This is a genomic window from Rhodococcus shunpengi, from assembly GCF_048381395.1.
In the GTDB taxonomy this organism is placed as follows: Bacteria; Actinomycetota; Actinomycetes; order Mycobacteriales; family Mycobacteriaceae; genus Rhodococcus.
Map to the genome: position 1 here is coordinate 456,457 of NZ_JBLWIU010000036.1, position 17,010 is coordinate 473,466.

Below are 17,010 nucleotides of genomic sequence, written 5' to 3' on the forward strand. Positions count from 1 at the left end.
GAACAAGAAAACGCGAGAGGAGGAGGCGCCCGGTGAGCCAGCGGGAGTGGATCGAGAAGGACTTCTACAAGGACCTGGGCGTCTCCCCCGACGCAACGCAGGACGAGATCAAGAAGGCCTACCGGAAACTGGCGCGGGACCTGCATCCCGATGCCAACCACGGTGACGAGAAGGCCGAAGAGCGCTTCAAGGCCGTCAGCGAGGCCAACGCCGTCCTGTCGGATCCTGCCAAGCGCAAGGAATACGACGAGACCCGGCGCATGTTCGCCTCCGGTGGTTTCCCCGGCGGCGGTGGCTTCCGACCCGGCGCCGGCGGTTTCACAGCTGGTACCGGAGCGACCTTCGACATCGGCGACCTGTTCGGCGGTGGCGGCGGCGACGGTGGTCTCGGCGACCTGTTCGGCGGTCTGTTCACCCGCGCCGGTGGCGGCACCGCTTCCACCGCCGGCCGTTCGCGTCCGCGCCGCGGGTCCGATGTCGAGACCGAGACGACGCTCGACTTCCGCGACGCCGTCCAGGGCGTCACGGTTCCCCTGCGGATGACCAGCCCGGCGCCGTGCACCACCTGCCACGGCAGCGGTGCCCAGCCGGGAACGAGCCCGCGGGTCTGCCCGAACTGCAACGGAAGCGGTGTGGTCTCCCGCAACCAGGGCGCGTTCGGATTCTCGGAACCCTGCGACGACTGCCGGGGCAGCGGATCGATCATCGACAACCCCTGCAGCGACTGCCGCGGTACCGGCGTGCAGAACCGCACCCGCACCATCACCGTGCGGGTTCCCGCAGGCATCAAGGACGGTTCGCGTATCCGCCTCGCCGGTCAGGGCGAGGCCGGTCTGCGCGGCGCCCCGTCCGGCGACCTGTTCGTGACGGTGCACGTGCGCCCCGACCGCGTGTTCGGTCGTGAGGGCGACGACCTGACCCTCGTGCTGCCCGTCAGCTACGGCGAACTCGTCCTCGGTGGCACCGTCTCGGTGCCGACCCTCGACGGCCGCGTCGGGCTGAAGATCCCGCCGGGAACGGCCGACGGCCGGGTCCTGCGGGTCCGCGGACGAGGCGTCCCCAAGCGCGGGGGCGGCGCCGGTGATCTTCTCGTCACGGTGAAGGTCGCGATCCCGCAGAATCTCGACGAGAAGGCGACGGAAGCGCTGCACAACTATCTTCGTGCAGAAGAGGCTAGCGGTTTCGATCCTCGAGAGGGATGGGCAGGTGCGTGATGAGCGAGACGAGAATGCCACGGGATCTGTCACCGGACCCCGATGCGCGCGTCTACGTCATCTCGGTGGCGGCAGAACTCGCCGGGATGCATGCGCAGACGCTGCGTAACTACGACCGGCTCGGACTCGTCACCCCGCACCGCACCAGCGGCGGCGGCCGCCGGTACTCGCCGCGCGACGTCGAACTGCTGCGCGAAGTGCAGCGCCTCTCCCAGGACGAAGGTGTCAACCTCGCCGGGATCAAACGGATCATAGAGCTGACCAACCAGGTCGAGGCGCTGCAGCAGCGCGTCGCCGAACTCCACGCCGAGGTCGCCCAGTTGCGTTCGACACGCGGCGATCTGGTGCCCATTCCGCGCAGCAACGCCCTCGTGGTGTGGAAGCCGCGCAACCGGCGGGACTGACCGCACCGCGGTCGAGCGCGACTGACCGCACCGCGGTCGAGCGCGACTGACCGCACCGCGGTCGAGCGCGCCCGAGCGGACAATTCCTCCCGTACAGCGAGATATTCGTGTCGCGACCCTCCGCAATCTGCCTAGTGTGGCGTGTTCCACACGAACGGTCGACGGAAGGCAACAGTCATGGCGGAGTGGGCGGAAGAATGCGACGTCCTCGTGGTCGGATCGGGAGCCGGAGGTGCCTGCGGTGCGTACACCGCCGCGCGCGAGGGACTCTCGGTGATCCTCGTCGAGGCGTCCGAGTACTTCGGCGGCACCACGGCGTACTCCGGGGGCGGGGGCGTCTGGTTTCCTACCAACGCGGTCCTGCAGCGTGCCGGTGACGACGACACCATCGAGGACGCGCTGACCTATTACCACGCGGTCGTCGGTGATCGAACGCCTCGTGAACTGCAGGAGGCCTACGTCCGCGGAGGTGCGCCGCTGATCGACTATCTCGAATCGGACGACGACCTCGAGTTCATGGTCTACCCGTGGCCCGACTACTTCGGCAAGGCTCCCAAGGCCCGGGCCGATGGCCGTCACATCGTCCCGTCGCCCCTGCCCATCGCCGGCGATCCCGAACTCAACGAGTCGATCCGCGGGCCGCTGGGCCGTGAACGCAACGGGGACCCGCTTCCCGACATGCTGATCGGCGGCCGTGCCCTCATCGGTCGCTTCCTCATCGCCATGCGCAAGTACCCGAACGTTCAGCTGTACCGGAACACTCCGCTCGAGGAACTGATCGTCGAAGACGGTGTGGTGGTGGGCGCGATCGTCGAGAACAACGGTGAGCGACGGACGATCCGCGCGCGCAAGGGCGTCGTCCTCGCCGCCGGCGGTTTCGATCAGAACGACGAGATGCGCAGCAAGTACGGCGTTCCGGGCGCCGCACGGGATTCCATGGGTCCGTGGTCGAATCTGGGCAAGGCACACCAGGCGGGTATCGCCGTGGGCGCCGATGTCGACCTGATGGGTGAGGCCTGGTGGTCGCCGGGTCTGACCCATCCGGACGGACGTTCGGCGTTCGCGCTGTGCTTCACCGGAGGCATCTTCGTCGACCAGGACGGTGCGCGGTTCACCAACGAGTACGCGCCCTACGACCGTCTGGGCCGCGACGTCATCGCCCGCATGGAGCGCGGCGAGATGACGTTGCCGTTCTGGATGATCTACGACGACCGGAGCGGTGAGGTCCCGCCGGTCGGGGCGACGAACGTGCCTCTCGTCGAGACCGAGAAGTACGTCGACGCGGGACTGTGGAAGACCGCCGACACCCTCGAGGAACTCGCCGAGCAGATCGGTGTGCCCGCCGAAGCCCTGAAGGCGACCGTTGCGCGGTGGAACGAGTTGGCCGCGAAGGGAGTCGACGAGGACTTCGGTCGCGGGGACGAACCTTACGATCTCGCCTTCACCGGCGGTGGTTCCGCACTGGTCCCCATCGAACAGGGACCCTTCCACGCGGCGCAGTTCGGCATCTCCGACCTCGGCACCAAGGGCGGTCTGCGGACCGACACCGTCGGGCGCGTGCTCGACAGCGAGGGCGCTCCGATCCCCGGCCTGTACGCGGCGGGCAACACGATGGCCGCACCGAGCGGCACCGTCTACCCCGGCGGCGGTAATCCGATCGGCACGAGCGCGCTGTTCGCGCACCTGTCCGTGATGGACGCGGCCACCCGCTGACACACAAACGAACCGGGCCCGGGAGGATACGCAGGTATCCCTTCGGGCCCGGTTCGTCGTCTCAGGGCCTGGTGACGACGAAGTCCGCTGTCATGAACGGATATCCGTCCTCCACGATCGCAGCGACCGCGAAGCCGTGTCGGTTGGCACCCTCGATGTGGGTGCCGTCGCCGTTCGCGACGCCGGTGCCGTAGTTGTTGGCCATGAGCGCCACGGTCGCGGCGCCGGGCATCGTGTAGTCGATCTGGATGCCGAACCCGCGCCGGTCGGCGCTGCTCGCCGAGACCGTCTCGGTGGAACGGGCCGGGACCACCGCGGCCGGCTCGTCCACCCATCTGCCGTAGGGGTTCTCGGTCGACGTGAGCACCATCGGTGCGTCGGTGTCGTTGCGGATCGTCACCGAGATGGTGGGCCCGTCGGTGGGGAGGGAATCGGCTGTCGCGGCGGCCGGTGCAGTGATCGCCGCTGCGGCGGTCAGCACTGCCGCTGCAACAGCGCGGGTGCGGTACTTCATCGTGCTCCTGGCGGTTGACGACTCGTGGTTCTCAGCCGTGCCTGGCCGGCCGCTGAAGTGTACCCGTCGGTAGCCCGATCCGCCGGTGTTCGGCGATCAGGCCGGGACGAGGTCGCTGACCTGCGCAACAAGCTCGAGCGAGCGCAGCCACGCGTCGCGTCCGGGAGCCGACGACACGACGATCAGCTCGTCGGCCTGCGCGCGCTCGGTGAACCGGTCGAGGTAGTCGCGCACCTCCTGCGGCGTGCCCACGGCGGTGTACCGGAGCATCTCGAGCACCTGCATGCCGGCGGGAGAGTCGAGCAGCATGTCGATCTCCTCCTCGCTGAACGTGCGCCCGCGTCCGACCATCTGGACGACCCGGGCCCGCTTGGTCGCCTCGAACAGCGACTGCGCTTCTTCGGTGGTGTCGGCGGCGATCACGCCGACACCCGCGATGACGTGCGGCTCCGGGTGGTCGGGGGAGGGCTGGAACTCGCGGCGGTACAGCCGCACCGCGTCCTCGAGGGCCTGCGGCGCGAAGTGCGACGCGAAGGCGTACGGAAGACCGAGCAGGGCAGCGAGTTTCGCGCCGAACAACGACGAGCCCAGGATGTACAGCGGAACGTCGGTGCCCTTACCGGGGATCGCGTCGACTCCCGGGATCCGCGACTCGCCCTTCAGATAGGCCTGCAGTTCGAGGACGTCCTGCGGGAAGCTGTCGGCCGACGTCGGGTCGCGGCGCAGCGCCCGCATGGTCTTCTGGTCGCTGCCGGGGGCGCGGCCGAGACCGAGGTCGATGCGACCGGGATGCAGGGTGGCGAGGGTGCCGAACTGTTCGGCGATGGTCAGCGGAGAGTGGTTCGGCAGCATGATGCCGCCGGCGCCGAGACGGATCGACGAGGTGTGCGCGGCCACGTGCGCGATGAGCACGCTCGTCGCCGACGAGGCGATCGTCGGCATGTTGTGGTGTTCGGCGTACCAGATTCGCCGGTAACCCCACTGCTCGGCGAGCTGGGCCATCTTCACGCTGGCGTCGAAGCTCTCACGGGCGGTCTCACCCTTGCCGATGTGTGCGAGGTCGAGGATGGAGAGGGGAACGGTCACCGGTAATCCTTCGCGTCGGGGCCCGGTATCGGCCGCCGGGCACACCTTCGGAGCAACCTCGACCGGTGACCGTCTATTCCCTCACCCCGCGTGCGGCATCACCGCCGTTCGAAACCGCCGTAGGTGCCCTGGAAGAACAGGAGCGGACCGCGGGAGTGCAGCGACGTCAGCCCCGTGACCCTGGCCAGCACGATCGTGTGGTCGCCGGCCTCGTACTCGGTCTCCACGGTCGCCTCGACCCGCGCAAGGGCTCCCTCGAGCGCCGGAGCGCCGTTGTCGCCCGGCTCCCACCGAACCCCGCGGAACTTGTTACCGCCGCTCACCGCGAACGCGCCGCACAGGGTGCGCTGGCTCTCGGAAAGGACGTTGACTGCCAGGGTGCCGACCTCGCGGATCTTGGGCCAGGTCGTCGACGTGCGGGCGGGACAGAACGAGATGAGCGGCGGGTCCAGCGAGACCGACACGAACGACTGGCATGCGAATCCCAGCGGTTCGTCGCCGTCGAGCGCGGTGATCACCGTGACACCCGTGCAGAAGTTGCCCATCACGTCGCGGATCCGCCGAGGATCCAGCACCGCGTGTTCCGCTGTCATCGAGAAGCTCCTATCGGTCGGTTCGTTCCAGTGTCCGTCACCTGTGGTGCGGCGTGCGAACCGTGTCCCGCCGATCGGTCAGCGAACACGCATGTCGCTCGGTGCCCAGACCGCCCGCATGCTGGTGATTCGTCCCTCGTCGTCGAACGTCATGATGTCGATGGGTTCGATCTCGTAGGTCTGATCGCCCGCCTTCGTGACGACGCGGAAGTGGAAGGCCGCGGTCGACCCGCTGACCCGGAGCGTGAGCAGTTCGGTGGTGTTCTCGGTGGCCTCGACACCCTTGTAGAACTCGGCGATCGCTGCCCGGCCCACGCGAGGCTCGCTGCCGGCAGGATCCTCGAGGGTAGCGTCGTCGGCGTACAGGGCGGCGATGTCGGCGGCCACGCCTGCGGCCACGGCATCGAGATAGGCGTGCACGGTGGTGCGGATGCGCTGAGTGCGGGCGTCGGCTTCGGAAACGGTCATGTCAGCTCCTCTGATGGCATGGGCAAGGGTGGTTCGGCCGACGTTATTCGTGTCGTAGTCGATGTGGGGTCCTGCTCCCGCGCAGTGGGAGATTCGAGCCGTACGTCGTTCACCGGCATTGTTACGCTTTCGCGGTGTCAGAACACGGTGCTGATTCGTACCCGGCTCTTCCCGCCACGAGCTGGGCGGTCCTCGGCATGCTGTCGTTCGGCGAGGAACTCACCGGCAACGATCTGAAGAAGTGGGCCGACTGGAGTATCGGCTTCTTCTACTGGAGTCCGTCCGTCAGCCAGGTCTATGCGGAATTGAAGAAGCTCGAGAAGCTCGGTTTCGTACGTTCCCGCGCAGTGAGCGAGCCGGGTGCGCGGGGGCGGCGGGTCTACGCCATCACCGAGTCCGGCATCGAGGCCGTGCGGACGTGGTCGCGTGAGGCACCGGTGGAAATCCCGGTGCTCAAACACGGTGTCATGCTTCGGATGTACATGGGGCATCTCAACGATCCGGAACAGTTGAAGGCGATCGTGCGCGACCACATCGTCAACCTCGAAGACAAGTTACGCCGCGCCGGAGAACATGCCGAGCACTCCGATCGGGAGCCGGGCTGGGGCTTCTCGCAGATGAGTCTGCGATGGGCCGAGCGGTACTTCCGAGCTGAGATCGAGTTGTCGAATCAATTGATCGAGGATATCGACAGTGCTGCAGAACGGTTCGCGCACAGCGAGATCGACGAGTTCGGTATGCCTCGTCCCCGGAACCCGGGCAGCTGGAGAGGTCTCTCGAACGGCGATACGTCCGACGAAGCCGGTCCTGAACAGCAGTAACCGCAGTTCCGGGGCGAGAACGCTCGGTCAGGCGTACTGGTGTTCTCGAACGCTGGGTGCTGCGCGTAACGTGCGGCGATTCTGCAGGGTCGGGACGACGTGGTTGCGGTCGAGTTTGCGCCAGATGGTGGTGGCCGTCATGCGGACGGGTGCGGTCAGCCGGTGTTCGAAACGCAGATGGGGGAGGGGCCCGCAGAGTGATACCGCTGCGACTGCGGAACCCACGGGACCGATCGGAACCGCGATACACCCGAATCCTGCCAGCGACTCCTCCTTTTCGAAGGCGATACCGTGCTCGCGGATGTGATCATATGTGTCACCAGGGGCGCCTTCGTATGCCAGGAGCGCCTTGCCGAGGGCAGTGCTGCGCGCAGGGCGGCGCCCTCCGATACGGGTAGGCACAGCGGTGGCGAGACGTCCGCCGATCTTCTCGAGATAGACGAGGTCGTCGCCGTCGAGGACGGCCAGGTGGACGACGAAGCCGGTGACACGATGCAGTTCCTGCAGGTGCGGTAGGGCGGTCGCGTGCAGTCTGTCCTGGTGGACGGCGAGCGAGCCGAGTTCCATCAGGCGTAGTCCGAGGGTGTAGTCGCGGCCTTCCCGGTGCAACCATCGCATCGACACCAGGCGTTCGAGCATGCGATGGGCGGACGAGCGGGGGAGGCCGGTCCGACGCACGATCTGGGCAAGAGTGAGCCGGCCCGCCCCGTCGAACGCATCGAGCACGAGTCCGACACGATCGAGAACTGCGCTGGGTGCCGTGTGGTCGGCTTCAGCCTGAATCGTCATAATTGCTCCTACAACCGCGGCGCACTGAGCGCGAGGACGTGGGTATTTCGATTAGGAATAGTGCCACATCCCGATGTCGTTGTGAAGCGGATCACGAAAGGGCGGCTCAGTCCGTCGTCCTCCGGAAGGCGTCGGCGTGCAGGGTCGTGAGAGCCTCGAGCTGCTCGCAGTAGTGGTCGACCGACCGGGCGGCCACACCGACTCCGATGATCGTTGCCCCCGCCGCTACGGCGCGATCGAGCTTCCTCCTCACCCCGTTCGGGTCGCCCAGCGGATCGAGTCCGGCAGCCGACAACACGACCTCGAATCCGGGCTGCGGCTGTCTCCTGTTCAACATGGCCTGCACGTCGTCGAACGACAGGCCGAAAGGAACCCAGCCATCGGCCAGCTCGCACGCCCGTCGCAAGGAGCGGGGTGTGCGCCCGCCGATCCACAACGGCACCCGAGGTTGTACCGCGTGAGGTTCCACGACCATGTCGGAGAACTCGAAATATTCTCCGCGATAGGACGGTACGCGCTCGGAGAGCGCGGCACGAAGCGCAGTCAGGGAATCGTCCGCCCGTGCACCGCGGTCGGTGAACGGCACGTCGAGCAGATCGAACTCTTCCTGCAGCGTGCCGACGCCGAGACCCAGAATCAGACGCCCCCCGCTGACAGCGTCGAGAGTGCCGTAACGCTTGGCGATCTCCAACGGATGGTGATAACCGAGGACCAGAACCTGCGTGGCGAGCCGGATTCGCTCGGTGCGTGCCGCCAGGTAGCCGAGGGTGGCCAGTGGATCCCAGTACGTCCCGCCACGAACTTCGGCGACAGGTACCGGCACGGCAACATGTTCGCTACAGGTGAGGTGATGAAATCCCAGGCGGTCCGCGGTCACCGCGATCCGTGTCAGCTCGTCGATACCGGCGGTCGCCTCCCATTCGCTGGACACGCCCGGCAGCCGCGTGACGATCGGGCTGGTGATTCCGATTCGCACCTTCGGGTCTCGGTTCGGCACAGGTACCATGACACTCCTTCGCAACGTCGTTTCCCGGCAGTCTGCGCGCGGCGGGTGCGTGAAGCACGGATCGTCCCGATCTATGGGAGGCGTCCGGAGCGAAACTCCTTCGTCCTCCCAACGAGTGAGTTATCGGACCGCGAACTCAACCGATTCGACGAGCAGCGTGGGCGCCTGCGATGCGACCGAACACGAACGCGTCGGCAATGTGGAAACCGCCGTCCTTGGCCCAACTGAATGTCGAGCTCACCGTGCCCGCGGCATAGAGCCCCTCGATGGGAGTGCCGTCTGTATCGAGCACACGAGCGTGTTCGTCACGACGTGGACCGCCGTTGGTCCACGCCAGCATCGGTCCGCTGCGGTAGGCATAGAAGGGCGGTTCGAGGAGCGGCACCAGTGTGGCAGCCGAACGCCCGAAACGTTCGTCCACTCCCGCCGCGCATGCAGTGTTGTACGCCGAAACGCTTTCTGCGAGAGCATCGGCGGGCAATCCTGTCGCCGTAGCAAGTTCTTCGAGAGTCTCACCGCGCCGGATCCATCCCGCGTCGATCTCCGTCATGTTGTCGTCGCTCCACCGGTAGCCGTTCATCAGCACGTTCCATCCGACCGGCAGGACGTCGGCAGACCCGCTGATCGGGCCTGCCGACCTGGTCTTCTCGTCGAACACGACCCACATGGGGCGATGCGGATGCAGAACGTACTGTCCGTCGATCAACGCCTGTCCGTGCCCGGACGGAACGAACTCGTCGACGAACCGATTGCCTGTGTCGTCGACCCAGATCACCCCACGTGAATGGATGAACATCGCGAAGTAGCCGTGGCGTGAGGCCGGGTCGGTGATGCCGTTGACCGCCATCATGTTGTCCATGTGCCACAGATCCGCCCCGACCTCCTGAGCCATGCGAAGGCCGTCGCCGGTTGCGGCGGTGCTTCCCCATACCGGTACGTCCTCGAGGCCGAGATGAGTGCGCACCAGTTCGGGGTTGCCCTCGAAGCCGCCGGTGGCAAGCACGACGCCGCGCCGAGCGTGGATTCGTTCGCCTTCCGTGGTGACGACGCCGGTCACCGAACCCGTTGCGGAATCGGTCGTCAGCCGTGCCACGGGTGTGTCGTACCGGACGACGATTCCACGCTCGCTCAACGCCTTCTCCAGAACAGCGAAGAGTCGTCCGTGACCGAGTACTCCCTCAACGCAATGCAATCCGCCGTAGCAATCACTGCCCGGCAACTCTGGATACTCTGCTCCGGCCGAGTTGTAGTGGCCGTGCGGCCCCACATCGACACCGAGCGACGCCACCCACGCAGACACCTCGCGGGTGCCGTGAGACCACGCCTGGACGACGGGTTCGGGCAGTGCCCGGTCGCCGCACAGCGCACGCAGATACACGGCAGCGCGTTCGGGATCCTCGTGGTGGAACCAGCCGCCACCCGAGACGCGGGTGTTTCCGCCGGCCTCTTCGGCCCCGGTCTTCTCCAGCACGAGTACCCGAGCGCCCGCGTCGTGGGCAGTCAGGGCGGCGGCGCATCCGGCTGCGCCCATCCCCACCACCACCACGTCCACCTGTTCGACTTCGTCGAGATCCCTCTGGATTCCGGGCTTGCGGGACATCGTCGCCTCCTCGGCGTCTACGAGCGAGCCGGGTTGCGCCGCTCGCGGCCAAGCTACGAGGACGATCGGGAATGTGGAATGCAGACTGTCTGCTCACCGGGAGGAATCCCGGATGGGTTCATCCGGCGAACCGTGCGGCGACCAGCACACCGACCTCTGTCATCGCGGCCCTGGCCCGTGAGAAGTTGTGGGTCTGCATGAAGAAGCCGTGCCCGACCCCGGGGTAGCGGATGATCGCCGTCGGCACCCGTGCGTCCTGCAGGCGTCGTCCGTACTCCTCCACGCCGTCTCGTAGGGGGTCGGCATGGCCGCAGATCACCACCGCAGGAGGAAGATTCGTGAGATCTTCTGCCAACAAAGGGGTTCCGTACTCGTCATCGGTGCTCGGGTCGTCTCCCAGATACAACGACTTCATCCAGTCGATGTCCTCGGCCCGGAGGAAAGGGCTGTCGCCGAACTGGCGCATCGACGGTCGATCGGAACGACGTTCGAGGCCGGGATAGACCAGCACCTGCTGAGCAATCCGGGGGCCGCCTTCGTTGCGAGCCCGGAGAGCCGTGGCCGCGGCGAGTCCACCTCCGGCGCTGTCTCCGCCTACTCCGATGCGGTCCGGGTCCAGTCCCAGGTCGTGAGCGTTCTCGTGGGCCCATCGGAGCGCGGCGTAGGCTTCGTCGTGGGCCACGGGATAGCGGTGTTCGGGTGCCAGTCGGTAACCGACGTTGACGACCGTGGCATTCGTCGACTCCGCGACCTCTCGCGCAAGACGGTCGAACGAGTCGAGAGTGCCCATGATCATGCCGCCACCGTGGAACCAGATCAGTGCAGGTGTGTTCTGTTCCGGGGCGGAACGAGGACGGTAGACGCGTACGGGAACTGCTCCGTGAGGCCCGGGAAATGTCAGCGTTCGCACCGAACGCATGTCGGGTCCGGGTGGACGGACGATGGACTCCAGCGACTGCCGGGCAGCCTCGACCCCGAGGTCCCGGAGAGGACCGGCACCTCGCGAACGCATCGCCTCGACCAGCTTCGAGACGTCGGGGTCGTAGGCGGCGTCGGATGCCGGTCGAGCGCTGTGAGTGGTGGCCATGGTGTCGATTCCTCCACGTCTCGGGCGACCGGGGCGATGGGCCGCCGGTCCGAACTGCTCGCCATCGTCGCCCCCGGATACACCCGAGCGAAGCCTTCGTCCCACTGAGCGTGACGGCATTTCGGTCGACCGCTGGCCGGGAGACCGGGTTCCGAATCAGCCGTTCGCGTACCTAGCGTGGCCCCACGCACCACACCGAGGAGACCCGTATGTCATTGCACCCCGAAGTCGAGACCATGTTGAAGGCCCTGGACGCCGGCTTTCCCGACGTCACCACGGTTCCGCCTCCGGAACTCCGTGACCTCATCCGCAGCCGCCGCGCGCCCCTTCAACACCTGCCCGCCATGCGGGACGTGCACGACATCACGATCGCCGGGCCGGGCGGAGATCTCGCGCTTCGGGTCTATCGCCCCGACCGTTCCGAGGCCGAGATCCCGGTCGTCGTCTTCGCCCACGGTGGTGGCTTCGTGTTCTGCGATCTCGACAGTCATGACGAGTTCTGCCGTTCGATGGCGGACGGGACAGGCGCCGTCGTGGTGTCCGTCGACTACCGGCTGGCCCCCGAACATCGGGCACCGGCAGCCCACGACGACATGTATGCAGCGCTCGAATGGGCCGCCGCCAACGCCGCGACCTACGGTGGAGATCCTGCGCGGATCGTGCTGGCCGGAGACAGCGCGGGAGGAAATCTCGCCGCGACCGTGGCCATCGCGGCCCGCGACAACGACGGCCCCCGGGTATTCGGCCAAGCGCTCTTCTATCCGGTCATCGACGACGATTTCGACACCGAGTCGTACCGCAAGTACGGTTCGGGGTACTACAACACCACGAAAGCGATGAAGTGGTACTGGGAGCAGTACGCCCCGGACGGCAGGGACGATCCTCGGGTGATCCCGACCCGGGCCGATTCGCTTGCGGGATTGCCGCAGGCTGTCGTGATCACCGCCGAACTCGATCCGCCGTGTTCGTCCGGTGACGATTACGCGCAGCGACTCGCGGCTGCCGGTGTGGACGTTCGGCACAGGCGATTCGACGGACTCTTCCACGGCTTCCTGACGTTTCCGTCCCTGTCGTTGACGGAGCCGGCTCGGCAGGAGATCTGGAAGATGGTGCGCTCACTGTTCGACTGAGTCGCTTCGGGCTTCGGTCGCAGCACACTGCAAGGCTCGCTGTGACCGAAGCCGTCCCGGACCACGTCAGCGGTGGAAACGAGGCCCGGGAGATATAGTCGCGTTCTCCTCTTCGTGCTCGGTCCTTCATTCGGGAGTCAGGTCGATCCTCGGTGCCGACGATGCCCGTCGCCTATGCAATGGTGACGCCGTCGACAGCGCAGAAGGTATGGCAGACGCGGTCGCGGACAATCACTTCCGGGCACTCCGGGTCGAACCAGCGGTCGACGATACTCCAGTGAACCGGATGATTCAGGTACTGGCCCATGAGGGCGTCGTGGTCGGTGAACTCCTGCTCCCAGACGTGGGTCCACCCGGTACGACCGATCGTGTCGGTCACGGGGCTCAACCGCCACGCGACGATCGACGGGATGTAGCCGGGCATCTTCAACAGGTCGGTTTCGAATTGCTCCACGGTTTCGGCGGGCGTGTCGGGATCTACTCGGACGAGCAGCACCCGGTAGATCGACCGTGGTTCGTCGGGACGTGTCTGTGCCGGAGCAGTGGAGTAGCCCACCCCGTCCACATATGCCGCGATCGGGGTACGGAGCTCGGCGTCGAGGTGGGAAGTATGTCGAGCGGCGACGTCGGCGGAGGGAAAACGTAGGTGCATCAGGACGTCTCCGCCGTTGATCACGCCGGGCAGAGTGGGGGCGACGAAGTATCCCTCGGAGTCGGCTTCCTTGACGGCGATTCGCGCGGCTTCGATGTACTCGGAGCGCGCCGAAGCAGGTGCGGATTCGTCGAAATGTACAACTCGGATCACGTTATACATCGGCAAGCCTTTCGACGTCGCCGGCCTCGGCTGCCATCGTCCGTGACCGTTCGATTACGTACTCGTTCATCGCGGTCCACCAACGTCCCAGTTCGGGATCCCGGCGGCCCTGACGCGTCATGTTCCACCACGACTCCACGCCGGAGACCGACCACGTGATGGTGACGACGTTGGTTTCGTCGTCGGACCAGATCGGTGGACTGACGAGAATTCGGTCGAGAGTCATTCCTCGTTCGCGCCCCCCGGGTGCATATTCGTCGATGTACCTGTCGATGAACGTGCGAGCACATCCGGGCTTCGTGACCACTCGGTCGACCACGAAGATCTTCTCGTCTGCCATGCCTGAAACCCTACGATCGACAGGTCGGACCGGCACGTGAGCGTCCCGCTTCGCGGGATGGTTTTCCTGATAGAAACAAGCAGGTCCACACGGGTTGCCGTGTGGACCTGCCTGCGGACCGGAGGCCATGGCGATCTCTGCCGCGCCAGATTCGGGAAGGGTGTGATCAGGCCTGAACGGGTGACAAGTCGACATCGTCCCCGGCGTCCGCTGTGGGGGCGGTCTCCTGTTTCGGACGGCCGATGAACAGGCAGATCGCGGCCACGACGAGCGAGCACAGAACGAACCATCCGACTGCCAGATTCAGGGATGCGGATGTCGGCATGGTCGTCTCCGGCACGGTCCAGATCGAAAGCATGACCGAGACGATGGCGACGCTGATAGCGGAGAACGCCTGGCGTGCCGTGGCCAGCACCCCGGTGGTGACGCTGGTGACATCCTCCGGAACGGACTCGATGACGATCTTCGGATAGCCGGTGTAAGCGAAAGCTGTTGCGACGGCAGCAACGACGAAGACGGCGATCATGACTGCCAGTGACTTGTGTCCGACGAGAATCAGAAGATTGGCCACGGCGAAGAGGACGGCACCGATGAAGAACGCCGACCGGCCTCCCCAGCGCCCCGCGACCAGTCCGGCTACCGGAGATGCCGCGAATCCGACGATGGCGCCGACACCGCCGATGAGCCCCGCCACGGTTGCCGACATGCCCAGTCCGACGGGCAAGGATGTCGGAGCCTGAAGAATCATCGGAGTCACGATCTGAACGGCTCCGACAGGGCCGAGAGCCAGGACTGCAACACCGATCAGATTGAGAGTCATCCGCTTGGTTGCGAGTGCTCGGAGATTGACGAGCGGTTCTTCCAATCGCAACTCCCACACGGTCCACACACCCAGGACGGCAAGGCCCCCGACGATGAGGGCGAGGACACCGAAGCTGGTCCAGCCCCACGTCGGCCCCTGCGTGATGCCGTAGAGGAGTGCGACCAGGCCCGGAGTCAACAGTGCAGCGCCCAGGTAGTCGAACCGGGGGAGCTGCGTGCGGGTGTGGGCGCCGGGCAGGGCGAACGCCGCGACCACGGAGGCGACGACGGCGAGTACGGCGGCGAAGACGAAGATCATATGCCAGTCGGCCACATCGAGCAGCACGCCCGCGACGAAGTAGCCACCCGAACCAGCGAGAAGTGCCGCGCCACTGATATATCCCACCGCGAGGGAGACCTTGCTCGGTGGAAGTGCTTCTCGTGCAAGTCCATAGCAGAGCGGCAGGATCGCGCCGGCCGCGCCCTGCACACCTCGGCCCGCGATGATCGCTCCCATCGAATCGCCGAAGACGCTGATCACGGACCCCAGCGTCGACACCATCATCGCGATGATCAGGACCTTCTTACGGCCGTACATGTCGCCGAGGCGGCCGCCGACCAGTGCCGTCGTAGCCGCCACGAGCATGTAGGCGGTCACCGCCCATCCGGTCGTCGAGGCCGGCGCATCGAAGATCTCACCGAACCGTGGGAGGGCGATGAAGATCATCCCGGCCTCGAAGGCGCTCACGCATTCCGCCAGAACCAGGGCGGCGATGATGAAGGTCGTGGATCTGGCCGCCACTGCACGATCGAGACGACCACCGGGCGGCGGGGTTGAGGGATCGGACATCCGTTGTCCTCCTGAGACGAGGCGAGGGTGGTTTCACCGCCCGCTGCGGCGAAACCTTCGTTCTCCATCGGTCCACGCCGATCGAACCGATTCGGGACGAGTGTCGGCGGTCACCATCGTGAGTGCCTCGCTCACCGACCACTGAGCGGGACGATCCATCCCTTTCCGTGTGGGAGGAGTGGGACGGTGCGGCCGACCCACCGCCGCTACCCCGAGGAGAACGCGATGTCCGACGATTCTGTGCGTCCCATATCCGAATCCGAGATCTCGACATGGGATCTGTCCGCCGACGTCGTCGTCGCCGGTTACGGGATCGCCGGTGTCACCGCTGCCGTCGAAGCTGCACGTGCCGGTGCCGACGTACTCGTGCTCGAACGATCCGGTGGCTGGGGCGGCGCCGCCTCCATGGCAGGCGGATTCATCTACCTCGGCGGCGGTACACCGTTGCAGAAGGCATGCGGATTCGACGACACGGTCGAGAACATGAAGGCCTTCCTGAAAGCTGCGCTGGGCCCGGCCACGGACGACGCGAAGGTCGACGCGTACTGCGAAGGAAGCGTCGACCACTACAACTGGCTGGTGGAGGCCGGAGTGCCTTTCAAGGAGGAGTTCTGGGGCGACCCCGGCTGGGAACCTGCGCACGACGAAGGACTCATGTATTCGGGAGGGGAGAACGCAGCGCCCTTCAAGGACATGATTCCTCCGGCGCCGCGTGGACATCTACCGCAGATGGACAACAAGAAGACCGGTGAACGCGGCGGCGGGTACATGTTGATGAAGCCGCTCGTCGAGACGGCCGAAAAACTGGGTGTGAAAGCAGAATACGACATCCGCGTCCAGACGGTGGTCGTGGACGATGACGGCCGGGTCGTGGGTGTGCTCGCACGCAGGTACGGCGAGACGATCACCGTTCGCGCCCGTCGCGGTGTCGTGCTCGCGATGGGGAGTTTCGCATTCGACGAGGAGATGGTGCGCGATTATGCACCGGCACTCGTCGGACGCCCCGGCTCCGCTGTCGAAGCTCACGACGGCCGAGCTATCCGCATCGGACAGGCGCTGGGTGCCGCCACGGCCCACATGGATGCGGCAGAGGTCGCCGTCCATGCCTCGCCTCAACTCATGGTTCGGGGAATCCTGGTCAACGCGCACGGTCAACGGTTCATCGCGGAGGACACCTATCCGGGCCGTATCGGTCAGGCGATGCTGTTCCACCAGAACAACGAAGCCTTCCTGATCCTGGACCAACGCGCGTACGACGAAGTGCTGGGACCGGGATCTGCGGGTCCACAACCGACGTGGGTGTGCGAAACCGCCGCAGAACTCGAGACCGAGATGGGACTACCCGCCGGTTCGCTCACCTCCACGGTGACGGTCTACAACACGCATGCCGAGAGCGGCGCGGACCCGCTGTTCTCCAAGCACGAGAAATGGGTGCGGCCCATCGGGACACCGATCGCAGCATTCGACCTGCGGGGCATGACGAGCGGATTCCCCCTGGGCGGACTGAAGACCGACACGGACTCGCGCGTGCTGCATGTTTCGGGCGAGCCGATCGCAGGACTCTTCGCAGCGGGACGGTGCACGGCCGGGGTCTGCGCGGGTGGCTACGCCAGTGGTGCGAGCCTCGGAGACGGCAGCTTCTTCGGCCGACGCGCGGGAATCGGTGCCGCTCGTGGATAGTCCGGCCCGGGACCGGTGCCACTCGTCGTCGGAACGGCCCGCCGACCGGGACACGTCCTTCTCCACTCGTCGTGCCGTGGCTACCGTCCGGTCGAACTGC

General features: G+C 66.1%; 17 protein-coding genes. 6 read left to right on the forward strand and 11 right to left on the reverse strand.

Annotated elements, in window-relative coordinates; translation table 11 throughout:
• Window positions 1–32: 32 nt before the first annotated feature.
• The 3 genes from dnaJ (at window position 33) to ACNJ7K_RS26080 (ending at window position 3,331) form a co-directional block, all read left to right on the forward strand.
• Window positions 33–1,214: a molecular chaperone DnaJ gene (gene dnaJ / locus ACNJ7K_RS26070; RefSeq protein ID WP_120280251.1), complete on the forward strand. Its 1,182-nt coding sequence runs from the start codon at window positions 33–35 to the stop codon at window positions 1,212–1,214.
• The gene (locus ACNJ7K_RS26075) at window positions 1,214–1,618 is read left to right on the forward strand and encodes a heat shock protein transcriptional repressor HspR (RefSeq protein ID WP_088898854.1); all 405 of its coding nucleotides are present in this window, start codon (window positions 1,214–1,216) and stop codon (window positions 1,616–1,618) included. Before dnaJ ends, ACNJ7K_RS26075 begins: the two co-directional genes overlap by 1 nt.
• 177 nt (window positions 1,619–1,795) lie before the next feature.
• Window positions 1,796–3,331: an FAD-binding protein gene (locus ACNJ7K_RS26080; RefSeq protein WP_487042490.1), complete on the forward strand. Its 1,536-nt coding sequence runs from the start codon at window positions 1,796–1,798 to the stop codon at window positions 3,329–3,331.
• Window positions 3,332–3,392: 61 nt separating this feature from the next.
• Here the strand turns inward: ACNJ7K_RS26080 and ACNJ7K_RS26085 are convergent, their stop codons facing one another.
• From ACNJ7K_RS26085 to ACNJ7K_RS26100, 4 genes are all read right to left on the reverse strand, one after another.
• Window positions 3,393–3,845 carry a hypothetical protein gene (locus tag ACNJ7K_RS26085; RefSeq protein WP_268654461.1) on the reverse strand — a complete coding sequence of 151 codons (453 nt, stop codon included), beginning with the start codon at window positions 3,843–3,845 and terminating at the stop codon, window positions 3,393–3,395.
• 96 nt (window positions 3,846–3,941) lie between these two features.
• On the reverse strand, window positions 3,942–4,931 hold the full coding sequence (locus tag ACNJ7K_RS26090; RefSeq protein WP_159417597.1) for an LLM class flavin-dependent oxidoreductase: 990 nt from the start codon (window positions 4,929–4,931) through the stop codon (window positions 3,942–3,944).
• Window positions 4,932–5,029: 98 nt separating this feature from the next.
• Window positions 5,030–5,524 carry a flavin reductase family protein gene (locus ACNJ7K_RS26095; protein ID WP_016695963.1) on the reverse strand — a complete coding sequence of 165 codons (495 nt, stop codon included), beginning with the start codon at window positions 5,522–5,524 and terminating at the stop codon, window positions 5,030–5,032.
• Between the two features lie 78 nt (window positions 5,525–5,602).
• Window positions 5,603–5,992: a nuclear transport factor 2 family protein gene (locus ACNJ7K_RS26100; protein WP_230791542.1), complete on the reverse strand. Its 390-nt coding sequence runs from the start codon at window positions 5,990–5,992 to the stop codon at window positions 5,603–5,605.
• 197 nt (window positions 5,993–6,189) lie between these two features.
• Between ACNJ7K_RS26100 and ACNJ7K_RS26105 the strand changes: the two genes are divergently transcribed.
• Window positions 6,190–6,813 (forward strand): PadR family transcriptional regulator, encoded by a 624-nt coding sequence (locus ACNJ7K_RS26105; protein ID WP_230791595.1) that lies wholly within the window; start codon window positions 6,190–6,192, stop codon window positions 6,811–6,813.
• Window positions 6,814–6,840: 27 nt separating this feature from the next.
• Here the strand turns inward: ACNJ7K_RS26105 and ACNJ7K_RS26110 are convergent, their stop codons facing one another.
• From ACNJ7K_RS26110 to ACNJ7K_RS26125, 4 genes are all read right to left on the reverse strand, one after another.
• Window positions 6,841–7,602 carry an IclR family transcriptional regulator gene (locus ACNJ7K_RS26110; RefSeq protein WP_230791541.1) on the reverse strand — a complete coding sequence of 254 codons (762 nt, stop codon included), beginning with the start codon at window positions 7,600–7,602 and terminating at the stop codon, window positions 6,841–6,843.
• Between the two features lie 106 nt (window positions 7,603–7,708).
• Window positions 7,709–8,578, reverse strand: coding sequence for an LLM class F420-dependent oxidoreductase (locus ACNJ7K_RS26115; protein WP_487042491.1), 870 nt, complete (start codon window positions 8,576–8,578; stop codon window positions 7,709–7,711).
• A gap of 166 nt (window positions 8,579–8,744) precedes the next feature.
• Window positions 8,745–10,208 (reverse strand): FAD-dependent oxidoreductase, encoded by a 1,464-nt coding sequence (locus ACNJ7K_RS26120; RefSeq protein ID WP_487042492.1) that lies wholly within the window; start codon window positions 10,206–10,208, stop codon window positions 8,745–8,747.
• A 118-nt stretch (window positions 10,209–10,326) separates the two neighbouring features.
• Window positions 10,327–11,295, reverse strand: coding sequence for an alpha/beta hydrolase (locus ACNJ7K_RS26125; protein WP_487042493.1), 969 nt, complete (start codon window positions 11,293–11,295; stop codon window positions 10,327–10,329).
• Between the two features lie 209 nt (window positions 11,296–11,504).
• Here ACNJ7K_RS26125 and ACNJ7K_RS26130 point away from each other — a divergent pair, with 209 nt between their 5' ends.
• Window positions 11,505–12,425: an alpha/beta hydrolase gene (locus tag ACNJ7K_RS26130; RefSeq protein ID WP_487042494.1), complete on the forward strand. Its 921-nt coding sequence runs from the start codon at window positions 11,505–11,507 to the stop codon at window positions 12,423–12,425.
• A gap of 172 nt (window positions 12,426–12,597) precedes the next feature.
• Here ACNJ7K_RS26130 and ACNJ7K_RS26135 read toward each other — a convergent pair whose 3' ends face one another.
• The 3 genes from ACNJ7K_RS26135 to ACNJ7K_RS26145 form a co-directional block, all read right to left on the reverse strand.
• Window positions 12,598–13,239 carry a Dabb family protein gene (locus ACNJ7K_RS26135; protein ID WP_487042495.1) on the reverse strand — a complete coding sequence of 214 codons (642 nt, stop codon included), beginning with the start codon at window positions 13,237–13,239 and terminating at the stop codon, window positions 12,598–12,600.
• Window positions 13,232–13,579 carry a hypothetical protein gene (locus ACNJ7K_RS26140; RefSeq protein ID WP_487042496.1) on the reverse strand — a complete coding sequence of 116 codons (348 nt, stop codon included), beginning with the start codon at window positions 13,577–13,579 and terminating at the stop codon, window positions 13,232–13,234. Before ACNJ7K_RS26140 ends, ACNJ7K_RS26135 begins: the two co-directional genes overlap by 8 nt.
• A gap of 166 nt (window positions 13,580–13,745) precedes the next feature.
• The gene (locus ACNJ7K_RS26145; RefSeq protein ID WP_487042497.1) at window positions 13,746–15,230 is read right to left on the reverse strand and encodes an MFS transporter; all 1,485 of its coding nucleotides are present in this window, start codon (window positions 15,228–15,230) and stop codon (window positions 13,746–13,748) included.
• Between the two features lie 225 nt (window positions 15,231–15,455).
• Between ACNJ7K_RS26145 and ACNJ7K_RS26150 the strand changes: the two genes are divergently transcribed.
• Window positions 15,456–16,910, forward strand: a complete 1,455-nt coding sequence (locus ACNJ7K_RS26150) for an FAD-dependent oxidoreductase (protein WP_487042498.1) — start codon at window positions 15,456–15,458, stop codon at window positions 16,908–16,910.
• Window positions 16,911–17,010 lie beyond the last annotated feature (100 nt).